We start from the raw sequence: 23,890 nt of genomic DNA, 5'->3' as shown, positions 1-23,890 counted from the left end.
ATAAATGTGGTGGAGTTTGTGCCTTGCGGCACAAACAAAAAGCTCCCACAAGCTCCAAATTATATTAAAATCGTGCGCCCCCGGCGCACACCGACTTTATTATTTATTATTTATTATCTATTATTTGCTCATCTCTCGTCTTGCCTTCCGCCACTCACTTTGCCACATACCTTCTTCCCGGCTGCGCCTCGGCACCACCGGCAAGTTCCAGTTCGGTGCACGCGGCCAGTACACGGCCTGCGGGCAGATGGGTCAGCACGCACAGCGCATCCACGCCCTGCGGCGTGGGCTTCAATACGGCGTAGACCGCCCGGGCGTCGGCGCTGACGTCAGCGGGGTCAAACCGCTGCTGCACCGGGCTTTCCGTCTCCTCGCCCACGCCCAGCAGGCGCAGCACATCGGCGGCGGCGCACAGCGGCTCGGCGCGGTGGGTGCGCAGCAGCTCATTTGCGCCCTCGCTCAGGGCGCTGTAGATGCTCCCGGGTACGGCCAGCACCGGGCGGCCCAGCCGTTCGGCGTGGCCCACAGTGTTCAGCGTGCCGCTGCGGGTGCGGGCCTCCGCCACGCAGAGCGCCTCGCTCTGGGCGGCAATCAGCCGGTTGCGGGCCAGGAATGTGCCCGTGGTGCGTCCCGCGTAGGCGGGCGGGTACTCGCTGCACACCGCGCCGCCGCTTTTCTCAATGGCGCGGCGCAGTTTGGCATTGGACGCCGGGTAGGTCTTGTCAATGGCCGTGCCCAGAAACGCCACCGTCGGCTCGTCCGCCTGCACAGCGGCGCGGTGGGCCTCACTGTCTAAGCCGTCAGCCATACCGCTGACCAGCACCACACCCTGCTGCGCCATAGCCAGCGACAAGTCAAACGCGGCCTGCCGCCCATAGGCGCTGGGGCGGCGGGTGCCCACCATACCCACGTACCGCCGCCCGTTCAGACAGTCGGCATTGCCGGTAACGTACAGCGCCAGCGGCAAATCCGGCAAATCGCGCAGCCGGTCGGGGTAGAGTGCCTCGTCGGGCGTCAGCACCTCAACGCCGGTCAAAAGGCAGTGGTCCAGCCGTTCCTCGTAGTCAAAGGGTGTTGTGTCCTGCAGCTGGGCCAGCGCACGCGGCGTCAAGCAGGGCGGCGGGGCCTCAGTCCCGGCGCGCAGCACGTCATACAGCTCTGCAGGGTCAGGGTACAGCGCCAGCAGCTCCGATGCATAGTGGCAGCCGGAGCCGACGGCATCCGCCAGCCAGAGCCATACCAGTGTCTTGTCCATCACACACCCCTGAAATGCCACAGCAGCACGCTGCCGGCCACGGCGGCGTTCAGACTCTCCACGCGGTCGGTCATCGGGATGCGCACCGCCATATCGCAGGCCAGCACGGTTTCCTCCGTCAGGCCCTGCCCCTCACTGCCGATGACCACGCAGACGCCGTGCGGGAAATCATTCCCCGCCTCGTCCAGCGGGCGGGACTGGTAGAGCGCCGCCGCCAGCGTGGTGACGCCGCGCCCCCGCAGGGCCTGCAAAGTGGCGGGCAGGTTCTCGCTGTGGACGGTCGGCAGACGCCCCGCCGCGCCCATAGAGGAGCGCAGGGTCTTGGGGCTCAGCGGTGACGCGCACCCCGGCCCCAGCACCACGGCGTCAAACCCGAACGCGGCGGCGCTGCGCAGCAGCGTGCCCACGTTGCCGGGGTCCTGCACGCCCTCCAGCATCAGGATGCGGCGGGCGGTGTCCAGCGTATCGGCGGGCGGAACCGGCGTCTCAAACAGGGCAAACACGCCCTGATTGGATTTGGTGCCGCTTAATTTTTCCGCCACGTGGGGCGCAATTTCCACCGGGTCAAACCCGGCCAGCGCCGGTGTTTTTTCCAACGCCGCCGCCGTGGCGTACATCACCCGCGGCGTGCAGCTTTTGGCCAGCTCCATGCAGAGCTTGGGTCCCTCGGCAAAGAAAAGCCCATCCGCCGTGCGCTGCTTTTCGCTGTCGCGCACCGCGCAGGCATATTTGACTTTCGCATTCTCGCGGCTGGTGATTATTTCCATTGTAGCGCCCCTTCTGTATAAAATCAATGGGATTGTGTGAATAAAGGATATTGTGCGCCCCATGCCTTCCCCCGCGGGGGAAGCCTTCTTGCCCCTTTAAACACAAAAGGACTCGCGCGGGTGCGCGAGTCTTTTTAGCAAGCTATTACAGAGCCTTCTTGGCGGTCTCGACCAGAGCGTTGAAGCTGGCGGGATCGTGGATGGCCATCTCAGACAGCATCTTGCGGTTCAGCTCGACGCCGGCCTTCTTCAGACCGTTCATGAAGGTGGAGTAGTTCATACCCTGAGCACGAACAGCGTTGTTGATGCGGGTGATCCACAGGTTGCGGAACTGGCGCTTCTTCTGCTTACGGCCGACGAAAGCGTAGTTGCCGCTCTTCATAACGGCCTGCTTGGCCATGCGGAAGTGCTTGGACTTAGCACCGTAGTAACCCTTTGCGAGCTTGAGAGTCTTAGCACGACGCTTGTGCGTCATGGTAGCGCCTTTAATACGAGCCATGTTTTATATCTCCTTTGTATAACTGGTAGTAACTGACCTTTAAATGTCTTGGATTAGCCGCCGTAGGGCATCATTTTCTTGACAGCAGCCTCGTTGGTCTTGTCAACGTACTTGGGCATACGCAGGCCGCGGGTGAGCTTGGTGGTCTTTTTGGTCAGAATGTGGCGGCGCTTGGACGCATTGCGCTTAATCTTGCCGGAAGCAGTCATCTTGAAGCGCTTCTTGGCGCCGGAAAGGGTCTTGAGCTTCATTTTAGCCATTGTTGTTTCCTCCTGAGAGTTTACTTTCTTACTTGTTGGGAACGGGGGACATGAACATCATCATGCTGCGGCCCTCAAGCTTGGGCTGCTTGTCGATGACGGCCTTGCCCGCCAACGCCTCGGCAAAACGCTTGTGGACATCCAGACCTAAGCTGGTATGCGCCATCTCGCGGCCGCGGAACCGGATGCTTACCTTGAGCTTGTGGCCCTGCTGCAGGAACTTGGCAGCCTGGTTCACTTTGGTGTTGAAGTCATTGGTGTCGATGTTCAAAGAAAGGCGGATTTCCTTCAGCTCAACCACTTTCTGGTTTTTCTTGGCTTCCTTTTCCTTTTTCTGCATCTCGAACCGGTATTTGCCGTAATCCAGAATCTTGCACACCGGCGGCTTTGCCTGCGGCGCAACCTTGACCAGGTCAAGGTCCTTGTCGATAGCCATCTTCAAAGCGTCGCGCGGGCTCATAATGCCCATCTGTGCGCCGTCCGCCCCGATCAGGCGGATTTCCTTGTCACGGATCTGCTCATTGATTTCCAGTTCGTTGGATTTGCTGTTGCTGGCGATTGTAACACACCTCCCACAAGTGTATGATAAAGACAAAAGCGGCTGCCATTGAAAGCAGCCGCCGAACATACGAAGTTGCGCACCTTATGTGCGTATCCATGGTATGACCCGGAGCTTATCCCAAGCCCGCAAGGTGAGCCGACGGCCTACTGCCGGTTGCTGCTTTTTTTACAGCCAATAGTTTACCACAAAAGTAAGGGGCTGTCAATAGGGGCAAAGGGATTTTTTTGCGGGTTTTTGCAAGGCGGGAAAAAGGGATAAAAAATCCCACCGCCGGGTGGCGGTGGGAAAAAATTCAGCTATACCTTACGCTATAAATATTAGCTGGCAGAAATCGTGCTTGTAGAAACCTTACCAGTGCCTTCATTGCCATTGCTATCAGTTTTGCTGACCTTGCTGTAAGAGCCCTCGCCCGTAGTAGAATCCTTCGTGTATGTAACCATGTTCGTACCATCATCAAACACGACCTTGGTTACAACATTGTTTTCGCCATTTGCAGTCCCAATAGTAATCTGATAGTGCCAAGCCGGAACATCCTTGTTATCATTATCCTTTGTTGTGGGAACTTCTGCCAAAGTCTTAATCTGGGCAAGTGCAGAATCTTGATTGCCGCTCTCGCTCAAGTCCTTATTCAGACCATAGTACTCAGAAGCAGTAGTCTGCGCAGCCATAACAACGGAACGGCACTCAGCAATAACCTTCTCCTGATTTGCCTTATCAATGTAACCGGTCAGGGCGGGAACCAGCAGAGCTGCCAGGATAGCCAGAATGACCAGAACAACAATCAGCTCAACCAGGGTGAAGCCCTTTTTGTTCTTCAGTTTTTTAAACATTAATGTTTTCCTCCAATATTTTCTCTTTCACCGGCACGTCTGCATCTGCCGGCATTTGTGTAGTGTAATATTATAACATATTTTTTCTTTTGTCAACTCTGCTTTTACCGTATTATCACGTTTCGTGTAATTTTATTATCCTTTTCCCTCCCCGCTCCACATTTTTGTCCATTTTGCCCCACCCGCCCCCCCCCAAAAATCTCCCCCTTGCATAATCCCTGCACAGGCTATATAATAATGGTATATGTCATTCTATAAGGAGGGGTGTACCACGTCCCAAGCTACACCGCAAAAACCGGTTCTGGGTATTCTGGGCGGGCTGGGGCCTGCCGCCAGCTGCTATCTGTACCAGATGCTCATTGACCACACCCCGGCCAGCTGCGACCAGGACCATATCGACATCGTCATATCCTCCCGCGCATCCACGCCCGACCGCACCGCCTTCATCATGGGCAAAAGCAAGGCTGACCCCTTCGCCGTGATGGAGCAGGACGGCTTCAGTCTGGTGCACTACGGCGCCACCGTGCTGGCTATCCCCTGCAACACTGCGCATTATTTCTATGACCGTCTGGCCAAGGCGCTGCCGGTGCCGGTGCTGAATATGCCGCGCCTGACCGTGGCCGATGCCAAGGCGGCGGGCTGCACCAAGCTGGGCATCCTTGCCACCGACGGCACCCTTGCCGCCGAGACCTACCAGCTGGCCTGCCAGGAGCAGGGCATCGGCTGGGCCGCCCCGAGTGAGGAACACCAGCAGGAGGTTATGTCGGTCATCTACGATGACATCAAACAGGGCAAGCGCGCCGATATGGCCAAGTTTGGCGCGGCGGTGCATGACCTGAAAAAGCAGGGCTGCGATATGGCCGTGCTGGGCTGCACCGAATTGAGCCTTGTCAAGCGGGACGAGCATTTAGGGCCGTTCTTCATTGACAGCACTGAGGTGCTCTGCCGCCATGCGCTGGAGGCCTGCGGCGTAAAGCCCATCGGCTTTTAACCCAAAACACACCGTTGCACGGTTTGTACTATAAGGAGAGAAATCACAGATGGAACAGAAAAAATTTTACATCACCACGCCGATTTACTACCCCAGCGATAAGCTGCACATCGGCCACACCTATTGCACCGTTGCCACCGACGCTATGGCCCGCTACAAGCGGCTGCAGGGCTACAACGTCAAGTTCCTGACCGGCACCGACGAGCACGGCCAGAAGATTGAGCTGAAGGCCAAGGAGGCCGGCGTCACCCCGCAGCAGTTTGTGGACAACATCGTCGAAGGCCCCAAGGGCGTCAAGGATTTGTGGAAGCTGATGAACATCAGCTATGACCGCTTCATCCGCACCACCGACGATTACCACGTTGAGGCCATCCAGAAAATCTTCAAGAAGATGTACGAGAAGGGTGACATCTACAAGGGCAAGTATGTCGGCAAGTACTGCACCCCCTGTGAGAGCTTCTGGACCGAGAGCCAGCTCGTCAACGGCTGCTGCCCTGACTGCGGCCGCCCCGTTGTGGACGCCGAGGAGGAGGCCTACTTCTTCCGCCTGTCCAAATACGCCGACCGCGTGCGCGACCTGCTGGTCAACACCGACTTCCTGCTGCCGCGCTCCCGCGTCAACGAGATGGTGCACAACTTCATTGACCCGGGTCTGGAGGATTTGTGTGTCTCCCGCACCAGCTTCAAGTGGGGCATCCCGGTCGATTTCGACCCCAAGCACGTGGTTTACGTCTGGATTGACGCGCTGTTCAACTACACCACCGCGCTGGGCTTCATGAACGAGAAGTACCCCGACAGCGACTATGAGACCTTCTGGCCCGCCGATGTGCATTTCATCGGCAAGGAGATTGTCCGCTTCCACTCCATCATCTGGCCCGCCATGCTGATGAGCATGGATATGCCCCTGCCCAAGCACGTTTACGGCCACGGCTGGCTGCTGCTGGACGGCGGCAAGATGTCCAAGTCCAAGGGCAACGTGGTGGACCCCTATCTGCTGGCCGAGCGCTACAGCGCCGACGCCCTGCGCTACTTCCTGCTGCGCGACTTCCCCTTCGGCTCTGACGGCAACTTCTCCAATGAGCTGCTGATTAACCGCATCAATATGGATTTAGCCAACGACCTTGGCAACCTGCTGAGCCGCACCACCGCCATGGCGGACAAGTATTTCGGCGGCAATCTGCCCGCCGAGCAGGCCGAGGGCCCCGAGGACACCGCCCTGCTGGAAAAGGCCAACGCCCTGCGCGCCCGCTATGAGACCGATATGGAGGCCTACGCCTTCCAGAACGCGCTGGCCGATGTGTTTGACGTGATTGACAACGCCAACAAGTACATTGACGCCACCGCGCCGTGGGTGCTGGCCAAGAGCGAGGAGTCCAAGCCGCGCCTGGCCCGCGTGCTCTACAACCTGGCCGAGACGCTGCGCATCTGCACCGTGCTGCTGCAGCCGTTTATGCCCACCACCTGCGAGAAGATTTTTGCCCAGCTGAATGTGGCCGCCGACGGCAAGACGTGGGACAGCGCCGCCGCCTTTGGCACGCTGCCTGCCAACGCCACCCTGCACAAGGGCGAGAACATCTTCCCCCGCATTGACGCCGCAAAGGAGCTGGCCGAGCTGGAAGCGCTGGAGGCTGCCCAGAAGGCCGCCGCACAGGCTGCCCACGCTCCCGCAGAGGAGGAGAAGCCCGCCGAGAGCGCCGCTGCCTCCGCTGAGCTGATTGGCGACCATGAGGAGGAAATCAGCTTTGACGATTTCTGCAAGGTGGAACTGCGCGTAGCCGAGGTCCGCGCCTGCGAGCGCATGAAGGAGAGCAAGAAGCTGCTGCACCTGACCGTGTTTGACGGCGAGCGCGAGCGCTGCATTCTGTCCGGCATTGCCAAGTGGTTTGCCCCCGAGGACCTGATTGGCAAAAAGATTGGCATTGTGGCCAACCTGGCCCCCCGCCCGATGATGAAGGGCAAGTATGTCAGCGAGGGTATGATTTTTGCCGCCGATACCGACACCGAGGGCGGCTGCTCCATCGCTTTCTTCCCGGACAGCACGCCCGCGGGCGCACGCATCCACTAAGGCGGAAGGAAACAGCGTTATCATGCAGAAATCCCGCCTTGACCAGTTTTTCTCGATTCCCGCCGCAGCCGTGCTGATGGCCATTATCTGCAACGTGCTGTGGGGCTCGGCGTTCCCCTTCATCAAGATGGGCTACCGCCTGTTTGCGATTGATTCCAGCGATACAGCGTCTATTCTTTGCTTTGCAGGCGTCCGCTTTATGATGGGCGCGGCGCTGGTGTGGCTGGCCGGGCTGGTGCTGAACCGCCGCCCGCTGCCTATGCCCCGCGGCAAGACGCTGGCCTCCGCCTGCGGGCTGGGCCTGTGGCAGACCGCCGCACAGTATTTCTTCTACTACTCTGCCGTGGCGCTGCTGACCGGCGCGATGGGCGGCATCCTGAACAGCACCCAGAGCTTTATGGGCGTCATTCTGGCACACTTCCTCTACGGCAAGGCCGACCGTATGACCCCGCGCAAGGCACTGGGCTGCGTGCTGGGCTTTGGCGGCGTGCTGGTGGCTACCCTTGGCAACCACGGCAGCGGCAGCGTCAAGGGTATGGCGTTTATGCTGATTGCCTCCGCCATCTTTGCGCTGGCCGGGCCGTGGAACAAGGCCGTGACCCAGCACGCGGACAGCTTCTCTGTCTGTGTGCTGAACCTTGGCATCGGCGGTCTGGCACTGGCCGTGCTGGGCTTTGCCATGGGCGGCAGCCTGCACCCGCAGAGCGCCGCCGGTGTGCCGGTGCTGCTCTTCCTTGCGTTTATCTCCGGCGCGGGCTACGTGCTGTGGGCACTGCTGATGAAGAACAACCCGGTTTCCCGCATTGCGGTGTTCGGACTGATTATCCCGGTTATGAACGTGCTGCTGTCCGCCGTGCTGAACGGCGAGCCGCTGTTTGAGTGGAACTATCTGGCCGCGCTGGTGCTGGTCTGCATCGGCATCTACCTTGTCAACCGCGCCCCGCAGGAGACCAAGGCATGAACAACATCTTTGACACCCATGCGCATTATGCCTCCCGCCAGTTTGACGGCGACCGCGCCGCACTGCTGACGGCGCTGCCCGCGGGCGGCGTGGTGGGCGTGCTGGAATGTGCGACCCACTCCGGCGATGCCGGAAGGGTGCTGGAACTGGCGCACGCCGCGCCGTATTTCCACGCCGCACTGGGCATCCACCCGGAAAGCCTGATTGAGGAGGACGCCGCCACGGTGACCGTCTATCACGGTGACTGGCGTGCCGAGCTTGCCGCCATGCGCCCCCTGTTTGCCGACAAGGCCGTGGTGGCTGTCGGTGAAATCGGGCTTGACCACCACTGGCCCGTGCCCCGGCAGGAGCAGTATGACCTGTTTGAGGCACAGCTGCAACTTGCCAAAGAGCTCGACTTGCCGGTTTCGGTGCATGACCGCGAGGCCCACGCCGAAATGTATGAGCTGCTGCGCAAGTACAAGCCCCGCGGGGCGCTGCACTGCTACAGCGGCAGTGCCGATGACGCCGCGTGGCTGGTGGCGCAGGGGATGTATCTGGGCTTCGGCGGTGCGGTGACCTATAAGGGTGCCAAGCGCGCCGCCAAGGTGCTGGCGGCCATCCCGCATGAGATGGCTCTGCTGGAAACCGACTGCCCCTATATGGCCCCGGAGCCGGTGCGCGGAACCCGCAATGACAGCCGGAACATTGCCCACGTGGCGGCCTACATCGGCACCCTCTGGGAGATGGACGCGCAGGCCGTGCTGGATGTGACCGCCGCCAACGCCAGACGCTGCTTTGGCGTGTAAATTTTGGTATACACGGCGTACCCCTTCTGTAGGGGTGGGCATTGCCCGCCCGCAGGTATGCTGTATATATATTGAATCATATTTCAGGAGTGAATTACCATGAAAGCAAGAATCCCGAAGCATCGTGAATTTATCATTGATTTCCCGCAGGATATGGACCAGGCCAAGGCTGACGAGGGCTGGAACAAGCTGAACGAGATTGTGGAGGAGTACAAGAAGGCCCACAACGGCCAGAGCGTTTACGCCGCCACCTTTATTGAGGACTGCGAGCCTGCGGTGAAGAAGCTGCAGGAGGAGTACGGCTTCAAGTACACCATTCAGGAAATCCAGTAATGCAAACCGGCGGACAACTGCGTCCGCCGGTTTTGTGGTAAAGGGGGAAAACGAAATGGCCAAGACCGTGATACGCCCGGCCACCGAAGCGGATGTACCCGCCCTTCTGGTGCTCTACCGCGAGCTGGACAGCGCCCTTGTGGCGCTGCAGCCGGAGTTTTTCTGCGAGGCCCCGCGGGAGGAGGCCGAGGTGCGCCGTGCCATTCTGGCCAAGGACGCGGACTTTCTGCTGGCCGAGCAGGACGGCGCAGCCGTGGGCTTTGCGCTGGTCAGCTACGCGGGCTGGACGCCGGAATTCAGCTGTGTGCTCCCCCACCGGTACGCCCGGTTGGATGACCTGATTGTGAGCAAGCCCCACCGGGCGCAGGGCATTGGCGGCGAGCTGGTTGCCGCCGCCAAGCGCTGGGCCCGCAGCCGCCGGCTGGAGTATCTGGAGTTGAACGTCCTTGCCCAGAACACCGACGCCGTCCGCCTGTACGAAGCCCAGGATTTTGTGGAAGCCACCAAGGTCATGCGGTGTATGCTGTAGGGGGCGGCCTCCCCGACGCCCCGGGTAGTTACCCGGGAAATAGCGTCAATGGGAAACCTCCGGGCCGGGCGTGCCCGGCCCCTACGGTGCAATTTTTCCGGTATATACGTAGGGCGGGGTGACCCCACCCTGCCGGAAGTTCCCGGCGATATGCCGTTCCCGGGCAACTGCCTGCCGCCAATACTCCAAACAAAAAAAGCCGGGGCGAACCTTTCGTTCGCCCCGGCGGTCTTACTTCTTCGGAGTCATAGCCTCATACCCTTGTTCGTTATTTTTCGGACTGTTTCCTCGTCATTGGGAATCATTCCTATCGTTTGCGAATTTTGTTTTACCCTTTCAGGACCTTACTAACTGTTCATTGGACTTACCCTCTGGTTCGTTATTTGCTCAAAAGCATTTGTGGAACGGAGTAATGTTCGTTATTAAGATCGTTCCTGGGGTCATGGGTCTGATGCTGAGGGCCAAAGCCTCTTAACTCTGGTACATCGGAGTTTCTCCTTGTGAATTAGGTGAAGTTCAGGTACATCCTGTTCGGCGGAGTGGTGACGGTCATCTCTACCAGCCTTCTTTCATCCTAATCTATATCTCATGCGGGGGTCTGTTTTGGCGGCCCCTGAGTCTGCTAACTGTAGTGTAAGCAACCGTGCATCGCGTTTTTATCAATCTTTTACAGGTTATGACCTGCGGCTTCGGATGCGGTTCTTATGCTGTCAGCAGGCCCAGGCCCGCCGGTGATGAATGGGATCCTTGAAGTTTGCCATTGGACTTGAGCCTCCTTCCTTACGAAATCCTGCCGGCGGCCTTTACATCTTCTTTCCGTCTTTTGCCCTCGTGCTTCTGGATTGGAGTCCCTAAAGTGCTTCCTTTTTTACGGCCCTTCTGCCGCTTGGGGAAAATCTGCTTTAAGATGTCAATCTGTTCACGCTGGGACTTTGCTAAAGACTTTTTGGAAAGTGGCTTCGCTTGGAGTTCTTATCTCCTTATCTCCGGCTGTTTTCTTTCTGTGACTATACTATACCACAGCCCTGCATTTTCGTCTATTCGCAGACCGCACAAGGTTATTGTGCAATATTTGTGCATATTCCGGATTGATTTGCACATATCGAAAGTGGTATAATGAATATGTTGGGCGCGTGTAACCCAAAGTAAAGCCGCCGCTTCGTTTTACGCGAAGCGGCGGCTTTTGTGTTTGTTTTACATCGTCTCCGGCGCGGTGACCTTGAACATCGTCAGGATGTTGTGAATCACGCCGCGCACAGCCAGGCACAGGGCAATGCGGCCTTGCTGGACAGTACCCTCGGCATCCAGAATGCGGCAGGCATTGTAGAAGCGGTGGTAGGCGGACGCCACATCAATGCAGTAGCGGGTGATGCGGGCCGGGTCATACTTCTCCGCTGCGGCGGCAATCTCCGCCGGGAAGGCGGCCAGCAGGCGAATCAGGGCCTGCTCGGCGGGGTCGGTCAGCACGCTGGCATCCACACCCTCTGCACCGTTGAACTTAACGCCCTCGCTCTCGAGCTTCTTCAGCACGGAGCAGATGCGGGCATGGGCATACTGCACATAGTAGACCGGGTTCTCGCTGTCGTTGCGCACTGCCAGGTCCAGGTCAAAGTCCAGCGTAGAGGAGCTCTCGCGCTGGTTGAAGAAGAAACGTGCGGAATCAATGGGCACCTCATCCAGCAGGTCGGTCAGCGTGATGGCCTTGCCGGTACGCTTGCTCATACGAACAGGCTTGCCGTCGCGCATCAGGTTGACCATCTGCATCAGCACAATGTCCAGACGGTTGCCGTCCAGACCGATGGCGTCCATCGCGCCCTTCATGCGGGCCACGTGGCCGTGGTGGTCAGCGCCCCAGACGTCAATGGCCTTGTCAAACCCGCGAACGGCCAACTTGTTATAATGGTAGGCAATGTCGGCGGCAAAGTAAGTGGGGATGCCGTTGGCGCGGACCAGAACCTCGTCCTTGGCCTCCTCCTCGCTGCCGTCCTCGGTCTTGCGCTTGTTGACAACGCCGTACTTGGCGGCGTACTGGGCACTGCGGTACATGATAGCGCCGTCCTCGGCTTTGTAGCAGGCGCCGGTTTCCAGCAGCTTGTCCACCACGGCCTTAACCGCGCCGGAATTGTGCAGGTCACTCTCATGGAACCAGACGTCGTACTGGATGCGGTACTTGCCCAGATCGCGCTGCAGGCCCTCGATGTTCTTGGGCAGAGCGTCCGCCACAATGGCCTTCTTCAGCTCGTCAAAATCCTTCCCGACATAGGCGTCGCCGTGCACGGCGGCAAACTCCTTGGCGCGGGCAATGATGTCCGCACCCTGATAGCACTCCTCCGGCAGCGGGCAGGCGTCCTCGCCCTTGTACAGCTGCAGATAGCGGATGGCCAGGCTCTTGCCGAACTTTTCAATCTGGTTGCCCGCATCGTTGATGTAGAACTCGCGGGTCACATCATAGCCCGCCCAGTCGAGGCAGGCGGCCAGACCGTCACCCAGCGCACCGCCGCGGGCGTTGCCCATGTGCATGGGGCCGGTGGGGTTGGCAGAAACAAACTCCACGTTGTACTTTTTGCCTGCGCCCACATCGGTGCGGCCGTACTCGGGGTTGGCCACCGCGGCGCGCACCACACTGGTGAACCAGTCCTGCCCGAGGAACAGGTTGATGAAGCCGGGGCCTGCGACCTCGAAGCGGTCAAACAGGCTGCCGTCCAGCTGCAGCTTGGCCGTGATGGCCTCGGCAATCTGGCGCGGGGCTTTGTGGAAGGCGCGTGCGCCCGCCATGGCCACATTGGAGGCAATGTCACCGTTCTTGACGTCTGCGGGAATCTCAACAATGAAATCCGGCAGTGCAGCCTCGGGCAGGGTGCCGTCCGCAATGGCAGCCTTGACGGCATCGGTCAGCAGCGTGCGGGCCTGTGCCAGCGCCGCCGCACGCGGGTTGTAGTTTTTATAGTCCATGATATACCTCCTGTGGGGGATTTTTGATTGCTGTATGGTAGAATTTTGCGCTGCATTGCAGGCGCGGTGTATAGGGGCAATCCGTAGGGTGGGTGACCTCACCCCGCCGGAGCCCTCGGCAGCACGCCGTTCACGGCTTGCCGCCCCTTACGCCTGCGGCTGTTCCGGCAGCTTATCCACTTTAATGTCCACCAGATTGCGGCTGATGAAGCTCTCCGCGCCGGAATCCAGCGTGTAGCTGAATTTCAGCCGGCCGCCGTTCTCGTCCAGTCCATGCTCAATCTCATCGGCGGACACGCCCAGACTGATGGCGCCGTAGTCGGTCTCGTAGTGGCAAAGGTGGCGGGTGCCCTTCTCGACGACAAGCTGGCTCGTCTGCTTGCCGAACCGCAGCATGGACACCTTGCTGGCGTCCTCCGCCACCTTCACCGTTGTGGTGCAGCCCTCATAGCCGGTGGTTTCGGTCTCCTTGTATACAATATAGTAGGCACGATCCTTGTGGACAAGGGAGCCGTGGGTCATCAGTTCCACCGTGTCGGTGTCGCCCCGCTGCTCCATCGTGCCCTTGATGGTGATAAGATATTTCTCTTCCATAGTTATGCCTTTAATACGTTTCTATTGCAATGCGCTCCACCGGGCCCCCGGCGAACTCGCCCAGAAAGATGCTGCCCAGCTCGGCAAAGTTTTCCGGCGTATCGCTGACAAAATAGCGGGCGGTGCCGCCGCTGGACTTTCCGTTCAGCAGGCCAAGGTCCTCCAGCGCTGCAGCCGCGGCCTGTGCCGTGACCTTGCCGGAGTCCACCAGCCGCACCTCGTCGCCCATGAAATCGCCAATCAGCTTTTTCAGCAGCGGGTAATGGGTACAGCCCAGAATCAGCGTATCTACGCCCTTATCCTTCAGTTCCTGCAGATACTCGGCGATAATCAGCTTTGCGACCGGGTTGCCGTCATTGAAGTAGCCGTTTTCCACCAGCGGCACAAACATCGGGCACGCCTTGGCAAAAATCTCCACCTCGGGCAGCATATCACGGATTACCGCCGCGTAGGAGCCGCTGCGCACCGTGGCCGCCGTGCCGATGATGCCGATTCTGCGGTTGTGGGTTGCGTCCACCGCAGCGCGGGCCGTTGCCCCCACCACCCCGGTGAAGGGCACCGGCAGGCGGGCGGCCTCCTCCGGTGGATAGGTCGAGGACACCGTGCCGCAGGCGGCAATGATGAATTTCACGTCCCTGCTCAGCAGAAAGCGGATATCCTGCCGGGCGTACTGGACGATGATATCCTGTCCGCGGGAGCCGTAGGGCACGCGGCCCGTATCCCCGAAGTAGACGATATCCTCCCCCGGCAGCACGCGGCGCAGCTGCCGCACAGCTGTCAGGCCGCCCAGACCGCTGTCAAACACGCCGATGGGCCGTGTGTCCATCAGTACGCCCCCTTCCGGCGGTTCACCGCCAGCGTCAGCAGCTTATCAACCAGCTCGGCATAGCCCAGTCCTTCATGCTCCATCAGCTTCGGATACATACTGATGGGCGTAAAGCCGGGCAGTGTGTTCAGCTCGTTGCAAAGTACCCGGCCCGTGCCGCGCTCCACAAAGAAGTCGCAGCGGGACAGGCCCGCGCAGTTCAGCGCCAGATAGGCCTTGCGGGCCGCGGCGCGCACCTCATCCAGCTTTTCCTCGCTCAGGTGGGCCGGAATGACGGTCTGCGACACGCCGTTCTTGTACTTGTCATCGTAGGTGTAGAACTCCGCACCGGCCAGAACTTCGCCCGGGCGGGTGGTCAGGACGGTGGCGGGGTTGTCGGGGTTGCCGATGGCCGCACACTCCACCTCCTGCGCGTCAATGAACTCCTCAAAGACAACCTTGTCATCCTCACGCAGGGCGATTTCCACGCCCTTTTCCAGCGCGGCGCGGTCCGCCGCCTTGCTGATGCCCACGCTGGAGCCTGCGTTGGCGGGCTTGACGAAGATGGGGTAGCCCAGCTTTGCCTCAACACCGTCCAGCACCACAGGGCCGTTCATCTCCAAATCGGCGCGGCTGGCGCTGACCCAGTGGCAGTGCGGCACACCTGCCGCATCCATCAGGGCGTTGGCCACGGCCTTATCCATGCAGACCGCGCTGCCCAGCACACCACACCCCACAAAGGGGATGCAGGCCATCTCGAACAGGCCCTGAATCGTGCCGTCCTCACCATTTTTGCCGTGCATAACCGGCGCACAGATATCAATGTGCACTAGCTCCGCCTTGCCGTCCTTCAGCAACCAGATGCCGTGGTCGCCGCGGTCCGGGCTCAGCACGCAGGGCGTGCAGTCCCCCTGCTCCCAGCTGCCGTCTGCCATGGCCTCCGGCGTGGGATGGCAGGCCAGCCAACGGCCTGTTTTCGTAATGCCAACCGGAAAAACCTCATATTTGTCCGCGCAGGGCTCCTGCCCCAGCGCACGCAGCCAAGCCGAGGCCGAGACACAGCTGACCTCATGCTCACTGGAAACGCCGCCAAAGAACAGTGCAACGCGCAGTTTGGAATTAGTATTCATCAAAAAGACTCCCTTTACAAATTGCGGCACCCCGCAGGGCGCACTACAAGTCTTCAGTTTATTATCATAACATATTATGCCTGCGTTTACCAGTTTATTTTGAATTTTTTGCGCTGGAATCACGAAGTTTTTGGAATTTTATGCTCATCCCGGAAGCTCGCTGACCATCTTTTGCTCTGTAGATGTCTGATATCCCCCACAAGCTCCCCTTCAACACGTAGGGCGGGGTTCCCCACCCAGCCGAAAGTCCCCGCCAAAATGCCGCTTCCGGTTTATCTGTAGGGAGCGGGCACTGCCCGCCATCATACCTATATCGCGTATTCCCAGAAAAAATGCGCAGAAGCGCCTGCCTTCTTTAAAGGTAGCAAAAAAACGCCTTGCAGCTTTCTGCAAGGCGTTTGTGGTGCACCATCGGGGACTCTCCCGCGGGCTAACAAAGCCCCACTGGGGCTTTGTTGTCGGTCGGTACGCAAAGCGACCGACACGCCCTGTTCTCGTCCCCGATGGTGCACCTGTCCGCCGCATCCCGGGAAATTGCAACAAAAAAACAGCCCTACGTTTTCCGTAAGGCTGTACCTTGGTGCACCATCGGGGACTCGAACCCAGGACCCACTGATTAAGAGTCAGTTGCTCTCCTTAGTGGCTAATACTAAGGTTTTTGCCCCATACTTTGATCGGAATTACCAGTTTTATCTCTCTCATGCTGACTAATTGTTCCAATCCACAATTTTCACACATATTATACGCCAATTCATTCATCTTACCTATTGCGTTGTTTTGCTAAAGACCGTATACTTATTATATATTATTTCTTTCATACGATTTCCTTTAGGAGTGATAGAATGGGTTTGTTAAATACCAACATCTGGCAAGATCATGATTCTGAACTCGCAAGAATTAGTTACTCTGCAAGAATGTTATACCTATTACGTGGGGCAATTTGCCTAGATCGTATGGAACTGGCAAAAAGGTTAGGTGTAACTTGGCCCACTGCTTCAAATACCGCAGAGAAATTACAAAAAATCGGCGCATTACGTACCGTCGCACAAGAGGCTGTATCAGAAACTGGAAGTGGAAAAAGTAGTTATTCCCTAATGGTAAATCCTGATTATGGCTATTTTGTTGGCATTTCGATTGGTTCATCAGAAATCAAACTTGTTGTTCTCGATTTTAATTTTGATCCCTTGTCAAAAGTTTCATTACAAGATTATCTATGCTTCTATGCTGAGTCAGAGGGAAACCCAGTTGTATTTGATTGGCGAAAATATCTAATGCAGAGCGACGCTACAACTAATGGTTACATCAAAATTCCTACTCCAGAATCTGCAGAGCGTTTCAGTGCGACTATCAATCAAATAGTTAATGGATTGATTGCTGCAGACATAAATCAGCAAAACCAATCCCCCTCCACAGCAAAACATCTGCTGGGTATTGGATTCGCATTCACCGGTGCTGTGGATGTAGAAAACAAAACAGTCACCGAATCATTTAATTTGCCATTTTTGCGAGGCATAAGCTACAAAACCTTAATCTCACCAAGTAACCGTGAATACCTCGAAAGTCAAAATATTACTGTCTCATTTCAGCATAATGCCAAAACAGTAGCCATTGCTGAAAAATATTATTTGCAGAAAAACAACTCTCCACTTGGTGAATCCGAAGACATCGTCAGTATTTATTTAGGTACCGGTATTGGTTGCGGTTTAATTTTAAATAATCGTTTATTTACAGGTACCAAAAATTATAGTGGTGAACTTGGGCATATTCCTCTACTTATACAAAGCAACAAAGCTATCACGCTGGAGGAGTACATTCGCATTTATGTTTTTGGCGAATCTGATTTTGACACTTACCGCAAAATGAAACTATCACAGTTACGAGAAATATTGAATCAGTCTGTCGAGGCTCAAAAGCACTTTTCCCAAGCGCTCGGATATGCCATTAATACCGTGGCAACTCTGTTTAACCCTTCCTTAATTATTTTGTCAGGTAAACTCTCAGAATTAGCAAGTACTTGTTTAGATAGTATCTACTCATACCAGTTCTCTGCATTGCCATATGTCTTTGACAGCTACAAACTTCAAATTTCTGAGCAAGGCATCTGTTCACCTGCAATCGGTGCTGCAATGTATGCATTTTATGCACGCTACGATATAAACGTACAATTTTAGTAAAATCAACCATCCAAGAGGCAACCATCCACGCACGGTCCATCTACCGATGCGCAGGGTGGTTGTTTTCCGTCTAATTGAATCGCATTTCGCCCTTTTGTGCTTACATTGTAGTTATTACACAAATTTCTTATTATATTTTCTATACATATATTATTAGTTCTAATACGCAATGCTCTTTACACGCCGCCGCAGGTAGGATATAATTATAACAAAGAAAGCGCTATCTTTGCTGAACCGTTCTTCCAAATTGAAATTTCAATGCAAAGGAGGTGTTCCGCGTGATTTTGACTTAATAGGATTGCTATCGAAGCTTCTGGAACCGTATACCAAAGAATTTAAGCCTACGCAAGGCGTAGTCATATTCATCGCTATCCTTGTATGTGTTACATTCACGATTCCCTCCGTCCTCCTTCATATCCAGCGAATGCGGGAATTGGATAATGAATACACACGCGATAGATGGGCACACGAAGAAGCTCTGGCCGATGACGAGATAGAGTCCCGGAAGCTCGACATCGAAGAAAATAAGGCTCACGCCGAAACTGAACGATTCACGCTCCAACCATGTTGGGAGTGTGAAGTCGAACCGGATGACCTGCGTTCAGAATCGGCTCCCAAGGCATCGTGTCAAAATTTACCACCATCTTAAGGTCATCCCAGAAGGTTGATTATGATTTTTCACAAATATATTTAGCCGCAACACAGTAGTGTTCGCGGCTTTTTCTATTTTATAAGGCATACATAATATCATACTAAGCAATCGCAATCAATAGCGTTTCACATTTTATATTTTTTTCGCTCAAACGATTCAAACTAATCACAGTCACACCCAAATTCAAATCTTTGCTCCACAACATATAAAGTGAATACCTCTTCATTTTAGCAGAAGACTTTTCAGATATCTTCCATTGGACTCGCCAATAATAGGTAGTTATCTGCTGTTTATGGGGCTAAAGCCACCATCATCATTGTCTGGTTCTTACTCATTCTTCAGAAACTGCTTATAACTCCCCTTCACATGGATCGTCACCTTATACCCCCTACCAACTTCCACCTTTTCAAACAGCTCCGTTAAAATAGCTCGCTTTCGAGGAACAGCGGCCAGGTCAAACTCGTTGGCCCACCCAAGAAATTCATCATAGTAATTGCGGATTTGTTGGACTGTAGCTCGATGGTCGTTGTTTTGTAATAAGGTGGCGTATTCATCTTTTGCTTGTCTGACCTCCGCTTCCGCCTGCGCAATCAGTCGGGCCAGCATCTCCTGCGAGAATGCACTCCTTCCATCCAAACATTTCAGAACTTCGTCCTCATAGCGTTGCTGCTTATACTGGGCTGCCTTGATCTTCTTCTCGGCAGCCTGTTTTTGTCTGTTATGTTCAGCATCCTGCTGCCTGATTCTCTGTTCAATGCTTTTGTCATACGGCTCACTTTTGATCTTGCGGAACAGCTCATCAGCGTAGGCAAGTACAATTCTGTCTACCCGTTCTGCCAAATATAAAGCCTGGCCATCACATTCCCGCAGATGCTGGCCGCGCTGATAACAGTTGTACTTGGCCTGCACCTTTTCCCGAATACTACCATCAGCCAGCTTATACCGATTTGTATGCAAAAAGGTCGACATCTTCGCCCCGCAATGTGCGCAGACGACGATGCCGGCCAATAACGTTTGATTGTTGCTCTTTTGGGCAGCATTTTTATCTTTCAGTGCCTTTTTGCTTCTTTTGCTGATCATCTCGTTGGCCTCGGCGAACAAAGCCTCGTCAATGATCTTCAGCTGCGGCATAAACTCCGACCGTGCCGCCTTAGTAATGATATATCCCGTATACCCCTCGTGCTGAATCAGTCTCTTGATATTGGAAGACTGAAACTCCGCCCCCTGGCGGGTACGCAACCCTCGTTGATTCAGCATCTGTGCCATGGCATACCCACTGGCACCTTCTTCCGCCACTTTCATAAATACTTCGCGGACCCATTCCGCTTCATCTGGATTGATTTCCAGGTCCTTTACGGGCTGATCTCTCTTGTTGACTCTACCTTTATTAATAGCTCGATATCCGTAAGGGACAAAGCCTCCGGCAAAGTGTCCGCTGGAAACGATCTGACGGATACGGTCTCTGGTTCGCATGGAGGTCTTTTCGCTCTCCCCTGCTGCCTGCCAGAATCGAATATAGTTCATCAGCTTATCGCCATGGCTTTCGATGCGTTGCTGGCCTTCGTGGGTGCTCCACATCTGGATACCGTGCTGGACGAACCATTCCAGTACGAATGGTGTTTCACTCTCAATGCGTCCCAGCCGGTCAAACATATACACCAGAAGGATATCGAAGTTACCCTTGCTTGCCTCGCTGCGTAATTCCTGAATCACATCCCGTTTACTGGCGGAGACTTTGGAGCCAGAGACACCTTTTTCTGCCTTCTCCAACACTACACGCCATCCATGCTCCTGGGCAAACTTCCGGCAGGCAATCTTCTGCATGGGAATATCATCGTGATCCACCTGGCCCTTGGTCGACACGCGGTAGGACAAAGCGGCGCGCAGCAAATCCACGGGCAACCGCATTTGCTGGGCAGTAAAATAAGCGTCATCCAGCCACTTCTGATCCGCTTGCGAGATTTCCACTTCCTGACCATGTTGGTCCCCAAAAGTCATTGTTGTTCCTCCCCTATTCACTTAGTTCGGGCTATTTGCTCATACCAACAATACTCAATCAACGGGAGGAAAGCTATCACCAAAACGGAGAAACATACTCTCTACAACTGGTCACAATTTGACAGTTTACCCTCACGGAGTTTTCTCTCTGCGTAGGCATCCATGATCATCGCTTTTATATTTTCTAGGGTTTTATTGTCCTCCTGCGCTGAAAAGATAATGGAAACTGGCATCCCGCAAACTTCGCGTACTATTCTCACCCGCCCATCCGGCAGTTCCTCAATAGATTCTTTCACACTTTTTCCTTTCGCCATTAACTAACCGAGATACCTTTCAAACCATAGAGATAGAGTTGATATCTCAGGTTCATTTCTGTAGCGGTCAGCGTTACATCATGTAATTGTAATATTGCAATAATTTTGCTGAGTTTTCTTTTCCTTCTTGAAAGACGAGATAGTCTCGTAATTGCAATAGTATCAACATCTCCTCTGCGCACGGCCCGGAGCATCGCAAATAGGCCGGGCCGCCAAAAAGAATCGGCCTGAGCACATTCGCAGCTTTGGCCTACGATACTGTATCCGTTGCAGATTGCCCATTCACGGAGTTCTACCAGTTGCTGTTCAGCAACGGCACGATGTCCGCTTCCGGTGCGCGCATATAACCAGATACGCGGGAAGAACAAAGCATCTTGTTTCTTGCGCTCCATTTCACACCTCCGAATCGTAATTCGGAAGGACCATCCAGTGCCGGCCACCTGGCTCGATCCAACCGCACTTGACCCCGAAAGTGTGTACATCGTATTGCAAAAGAGAAGCAAGCAATCCTTCCAATTCGGGGCGGCCACAATACAGGTGGTTAATATCCACCACGATCAAAACATCTACCTCACCGTTTGCAGCGGCGTGAAGCAAGTCCATTACACCGGGGCGCAGAGTAAGCGGTTGTTCTTCGGTTCCTGCCTGAGCGTACAGTTCCTGTACGCAAGGCCAGCGTAGTTTGCGCAGTGCTTTACGGCAGATCAGAATCTGCTGCCGCATGGTGAGATCGCTGTTTCTGACTTCCTGAATGAAACAAATTGCCCGCATGATAATCAACCTCCTTAGGGAATCGGGGCTCGAAATAACTGGGATTTTTCTTGGATTGTAAAAAGCTCTGGATATCTGTTAGTTTGTCCGAAATTGGCATTTTCGGTAAGGCATCCAGAACGGCCTGACGGTATCGCTTTCCCGGTGCTGCGCGAGGGTCAAGAACGGCAACCACGCAGCTGTCGCTTTCGGTGCGGATGGCGCGGCCAAACCCCTGCCGCAGTTTGATCTGCATTTCCGGCACAACTTCGGCCTGGATGTAGCTGTGAAGATTGCGGTACTGCTTCCGCAGGGCTTCTCCCAGCGGGTCAGGTACCTTAAATGGTAGCTTCACGATGATAAGCAATGAAACCATGTCTCCGGGGAAATCCACGCCTTCCCAGCAGGCTCCACTTGCGAACAGGACCGCATTGGGAAGCTGCTTGAAGCGTTCCAGATAGACCTGAGGATTGCGTTGTACTTGCAGCACAGGCACAGGGAACTTATTTTTTAGTTTTTCATAGACACGGCCCATCTGATCATAGGATGTGAATAACACCAACGTGTGTCCGTTTGCGGTGTTGATTAGCTCCTGGATCTGATGAGCCACGCGGTCTTCGTCCTGTTTGTAGGGAGGCTTCGTATGCTGAGGTTCGGGAAAATAGAGTAAACAATTCTCATCGTAGCGGAAAGGGGACAGGATGCGCAGCGTGCGCAATGGGGTTCCGCGATCCAACCCGAGCCGATGTTTTGCATGAGTAAAATCTTCTCCGGTGTCCAGAGTTCCAGAGGTTAGGATGGCTGGTTTCTGCTCCCGCCAGAGTGCATCGTAGACACATTGGGGAAGATCGAAGGGCACTGCACACAAATCGGTGGACAATATACCGTTTTCTCGGCGGCATTCCACATAGCGCACAAAAGTTGTATCCCGGCGAAGGAAAAGCGGCAGGAGTTCTTGAATATCATGCAATTTATTGCGTAGAACGAGCGGTGTTTCTTTGTTCTCCAGCTTGAGAATTTCCTCAATAACTCTATTCAAATGCTGCAATGCGGCGGATTGCTCGGTTGTCAGGCAAAGTGATTTTGCCCTTTCCGATTCGTTCTCTGCCGGTGTAAATGCTGTCAGAAATGCCCGGCTCGCTCCACGGAGTTTCTGGGCTCCCAACGTGCAATGGCTGGTTACCAGAATTTTTTCGAAATGAAGCAAGTCTGACGAACGAATCCGCCGGGTGTTCATTTGGCGAACTGTTTCCGGCAGTTTATGGGCCTCATCGATGATCAGTGCCTGGTAGTCTTTCAGCAGGGGCTTCCATCCGTTTTGACGGTGAGCTGCGTCTGCCAGTAGGTAGTTGTGATTGCAGACTTGAATGGTAACGGATGCATCGTTGGAATCTTTCAAATACTGCCGGTATCGGCAATCGGAATGTAAGATACAGCTGCGACTACACCGCTCTGGAACACAGATCAAGCGGCGATCATGACGGGAAATCCCTGGCAAAAGATCCAGGTCCAGGCATTGGTTGGCAGCGCGCAAGGCGGTTGCCCTTCTGCGGAAGCGTTCGCCGCGCACACTGATCTGTTTTTGGCGAATCAGCAGACGTTTGTCACAGGCGAAGCGTTCTTTCCCTTTTCGCAGCACAGCACAAATGGGTTTTTGAATATATCCGTTTTGTATTAAAATATCTGATAAAAACGGAATGTATTCTTTGAGGATGGCGCTCTGCAGCGCGATGCTGGCGGTGGAAATCACCACCGGGCGTTGCATCTGCTGTGGCCTTTGCAGCTGCCACAGCACGCAAGCAACCAGGTAGGCATAAGTCTTTCCCAGTCCCACGCCGGCGTCACACAGTGCAACATCCCGGCCAAACAGGGCGTCCAGCATCGTGTGGCACAGTTGAATCTGGCCTTCGCGTGTGACCATTCCTCTGGCTGGGAAGAACCATCGAAAGATTTGCTCTACCTGTCGATGAGCTTTCTCATAACCCGTTTCCGGATTTTGCAATTGGATCATCTCCTCGGTTGATGACAAAATAATGCGGCGCAGCGGTTGGTGCACTGCGTCGCACGGGTTCGACATCAACACATGGGGCTGTTGATGTTCAGAAGAAAAGAGAATAACATGCAGAAATGCCATATTTGCAGCTCGCCCCCTGGCAACCGGGAACACGGTTCACTTTCGTTCGGCAAGCCGCTTGCGCAGTTTTCACTGGTGTTCCAAGGGTCTAAGGATTTCAACCCAAGGTCGGCCACCCCGTCTGACGTGCGGGGCAACAGGTGTATCATTATCTCCCTTTACAGATCATGGCGAAGCAGGCTTCACTGCTTTGTCGGTAGAATTGATCGCTCGGTACAATCCGGTGACATCCTTGTCAGGTACTGATTGTATGTCATGGCGCTTCTCTGATTACGCTTCCTGTTCTGGGAACGTGCCTCCGTGCTGAGTATTCAATTATCAAGGTCGGGCATGCTGCCCGCTAGGAGCCAAAATCATGGAGAATGGACTGGACGATAAGACGCTTTTCCTCGGATAAAGATGGTAAAAGTTGCTCAAGGACCTCAATCTGCGATGAGCTGAGCGATTTGCGGACAGGTCTCTTTTTCTCTAACAGATAGATTCCACCATTCTGACCGCGCTCTGTGTAAATATCGCAACGAAGCGATAAGACAGTTATATCTTGGCA

General features: G+C 55.2%; 21 protein-coding genes. 7 read left to right on the top strand and 14 right to left on the bottom strand.

What is annotated here, in order from left to right; translation table 11 throughout:
* Positions 1-154: 154 nt before the first annotated feature.
* From NE623_RS05200 to NE623_RS05175, 6 genes are all read right to left on the bottom strand, one after another.
* The gene (locus tag NE623_RS05200; protein ID WP_256271280.1) at positions 155-1,255 is read right to left on the bottom strand and encodes a DNA-processing protein DprA; all 1,101 of its coding nucleotides are present in this window, start codon (positions 1,253-1,255) and stop codon (positions 155-157) included.
* The gene (locus NE623_RS05195; RefSeq protein ID WP_256271279.1) at positions 1,255-2,022 is read right to left on the bottom strand and encodes a TrmH family RNA methyltransferase; all 768 of its coding nucleotides are present in this window, start codon (positions 2,020-2,022) and stop codon (positions 1,255-1,257) included. The genes NE623_RS05200 and NE623_RS05195 overlap by 1 nt, the downstream gene beginning before the upstream one ends.
* 145 nt (positions 2,023-2,167) lie before the next feature.
* The gene (gene rplT, locus NE623_RS05190; protein ID WP_078783376.1) at positions 2,168-2,521 is read right to left on the bottom strand and encodes a 50S ribosomal protein L20; all 354 of its coding nucleotides are present in this window, start codon (positions 2,519-2,521) and stop codon (positions 2,168-2,170) included.
* Positions 2,522-2,574: 53 nt separating this feature from the next.
* Positions 2,575-2,781 (bottom strand): 50S ribosomal protein L35, encoded by a 207-nt coding sequence (rpmI, locus tag NE623_RS05185; RefSeq protein WP_078783375.1) that lies wholly within the window; start codon positions 2,779-2,781, stop codon positions 2,575-2,577.
* A 28-nt stretch (positions 2,782-2,809) separates the two neighbouring features.
* Entirely contained in the window at positions 2,810-3,376 is a 567-nt protein-coding gene (gene infC / locus NE623_RS05180; protein WP_256271278.1) for a translation initiation factor IF-3, read from the bottom strand.
* 284 nt (positions 3,377-3,660) lie between these two features.
* On the bottom strand, positions 3,661-4,173 hold the full coding sequence (locus tag NE623_RS05175; RefSeq protein WP_256271277.1) for a type II secretion system protein: 513 nt from the start codon (positions 4,171-4,173) through the stop codon (positions 3,661-3,663).
* Between the two features lie 244 nt (positions 4,174-4,417).
* Between NE623_RS05175 and NE623_RS05170 the strand changes: the two genes are divergently transcribed.
* The 6 genes from NE623_RS05170 (at position 4,418) to NE623_RS05145 (ending at position 9,840) form a co-directional block, all read left to right on the top strand.
* Positions 4,418-5,164, top strand: coding sequence for an aspartate/glutamate racemase family protein (locus NE623_RS05170; RefSeq protein WP_256271276.1), 747 nt, complete (start codon positions 4,418-4,420; stop codon positions 5,162-5,164).
* A gap of 49 nt (positions 5,165-5,213) precedes the next feature.
* On the top strand, positions 5,214-7,229 hold the full coding sequence (gene metG, locus NE623_RS05165; protein ID WP_256271275.1) for a methionine--tRNA ligase: 2,016 nt from the start codon (positions 5,214-5,216) through the stop codon (positions 7,227-7,229).
* A 22-nt stretch (positions 7,230-7,251) separates the two neighbouring features.
* Positions 7,252-8,190, top strand: coding sequence for a DMT family transporter (locus NE623_RS05160; RefSeq protein ID WP_256271274.1), 939 nt, complete (start codon positions 7,252-7,254; stop codon positions 8,188-8,190).
* Entirely contained in the window at positions 8,187-8,978 is a 792-nt protein-coding gene (locus NE623_RS05155) for a TatD family hydrolase (RefSeq protein WP_256271273.1), read from the top strand. Before NE623_RS05160 ends, NE623_RS05155 begins: the two co-directional genes overlap by 4 nt.
* A gap of 99 nt (positions 8,979-9,077) precedes the next feature.
* A complete protein-coding gene (locus NE623_RS05150; RefSeq protein ID WP_256271272.1) occupies positions 9,078-9,311 on the top strand; it encodes a methylenetetrahydrofolate dehydrogenase in 234 nt (77 codons plus the stop codon).
* Between the two features lie 55 nt (positions 9,312-9,366).
* Complete coding sequence (locus NE623_RS05145; protein WP_256271271.1) at positions 9,367-9,840, top strand: GNAT family N-acetyltransferase; 474 nt, start codon at positions 9,367-9,369, stop codon at positions 9,838-9,840.
* A gap of 1,194 nt (positions 9,841-11,034) precedes the next feature.
* Here the strand turns inward: NE623_RS05145 and argS are convergent.
* The 4 genes from argS to NE623_RS05125 all read right to left on the bottom strand — a co-directional run bounded on the left by argS (position 11,035) and on the right by NE623_RS05125 (position 15,321).
* Entirely contained in the window at positions 11,035-12,792 is a 1,758-nt protein-coding gene (gene argS, locus NE623_RS05140; RefSeq protein ID WP_256271270.1) for an arginine--tRNA ligase, read from the bottom strand.
* A 147-nt stretch (positions 12,793-12,939) separates the two neighbouring features.
* Positions 12,940-13,386: a DUF1934 domain-containing protein gene (locus NE623_RS05135; RefSeq protein WP_256271269.1), complete on the bottom strand. Its 447-nt coding sequence runs from the start codon at positions 13,384-13,386 to the stop codon at positions 12,940-12,942.
* A gap of 10 nt (positions 13,387-13,396) precedes the next feature.
* On the bottom strand, positions 13,397-14,212 hold the full coding sequence (murI, locus tag NE623_RS05130) for a glutamate racemase (protein WP_256271268.1): 816 nt from the start codon (positions 14,210-14,212) through the stop codon (positions 13,397-13,399).
* Positions 14,212-15,321 carry a D-alanine--D-alanine ligase family protein gene (locus tag NE623_RS05125; RefSeq protein WP_256271267.1) on the bottom strand — a complete coding sequence of 370 codons (1,110 nt, stop codon included), beginning with the start codon at positions 15,319-15,321 and terminating at the stop codon, positions 14,212-14,214. The genes murI and NE623_RS05125 overlap by 1 nt, the downstream gene beginning before the upstream one ends.
* Before the next feature lie 842 nt (positions 15,322-16,163).
* Between NE623_RS05125 and NE623_RS05120 the strand changes: the two genes are divergently transcribed.
* A complete protein-coding gene (locus NE623_RS05120) occupies positions 16,164-17,492 on the top strand; it encodes an ROK family protein (RefSeq protein WP_256271266.1) in 1,329 nt (442 codons plus the stop codon).
* Between the two features lie 982 nt (positions 17,493-18,474).
* Here NE623_RS05120 and NE623_RS05115 read toward each other — a convergent pair.
* The 4 genes from NE623_RS05115 to NE623_RS05100 all read right to left on the bottom strand — a co-directional run bounded on the left by NE623_RS05115 (position 18,475) and on the right by NE623_RS05100 (position 23,343).
* Positions 18,475-20,145 carry a recombinase family protein gene (locus tag NE623_RS05115; protein WP_256271265.1) on the bottom strand — a complete coding sequence of 557 codons (1,671 nt, stop codon included), beginning with the start codon at positions 20,143-20,145 and terminating at the stop codon, positions 18,475-18,477.
* 313 nt (positions 20,146-20,458) lie between these two features.
* Positions 20,459-20,851 carry a recombinase family protein gene (locus tag NE623_RS05110; RefSeq protein ID WP_256271264.1) on the bottom strand — a complete coding sequence of 131 codons (393 nt, stop codon included), beginning with the start codon at positions 20,849-20,851 and terminating at the stop codon, positions 20,459-20,461.
* Position 20,852: 1 nt separating this feature from the next.
* Positions 20,853-21,230: a hypothetical protein gene (locus NE623_RS05105; protein ID WP_256271263.1), complete on the bottom strand. Its 378-nt coding sequence runs from the start codon at positions 21,228-21,230 to the stop codon at positions 20,853-20,855.
* Complete coding sequence (locus NE623_RS05100; protein WP_256271262.1) at positions 21,154-23,343, bottom strand: ATP-dependent DNA helicase; 2,190 nt, start codon at positions 23,341-23,343, stop codon at positions 21,154-21,156. The genes NE623_RS05105 and NE623_RS05100 overlap by 77 nt, the downstream gene beginning before the upstream one ends.
* Positions 23,344-23,890: the final 547 nt, after the last annotated feature.

Origin of the sequence: Gemmiger formicilis (genome assembly GCF_024462815.1) — a bacterium.
Taxonomy (GTDB): Bacteria; Bacillota; Clostridia; order Oscillospirales; family Ruminococcaceae; genus Gemmiger.
This window is presented reverse-complemented; position numbering and strand designations above follow the sequence as displayed.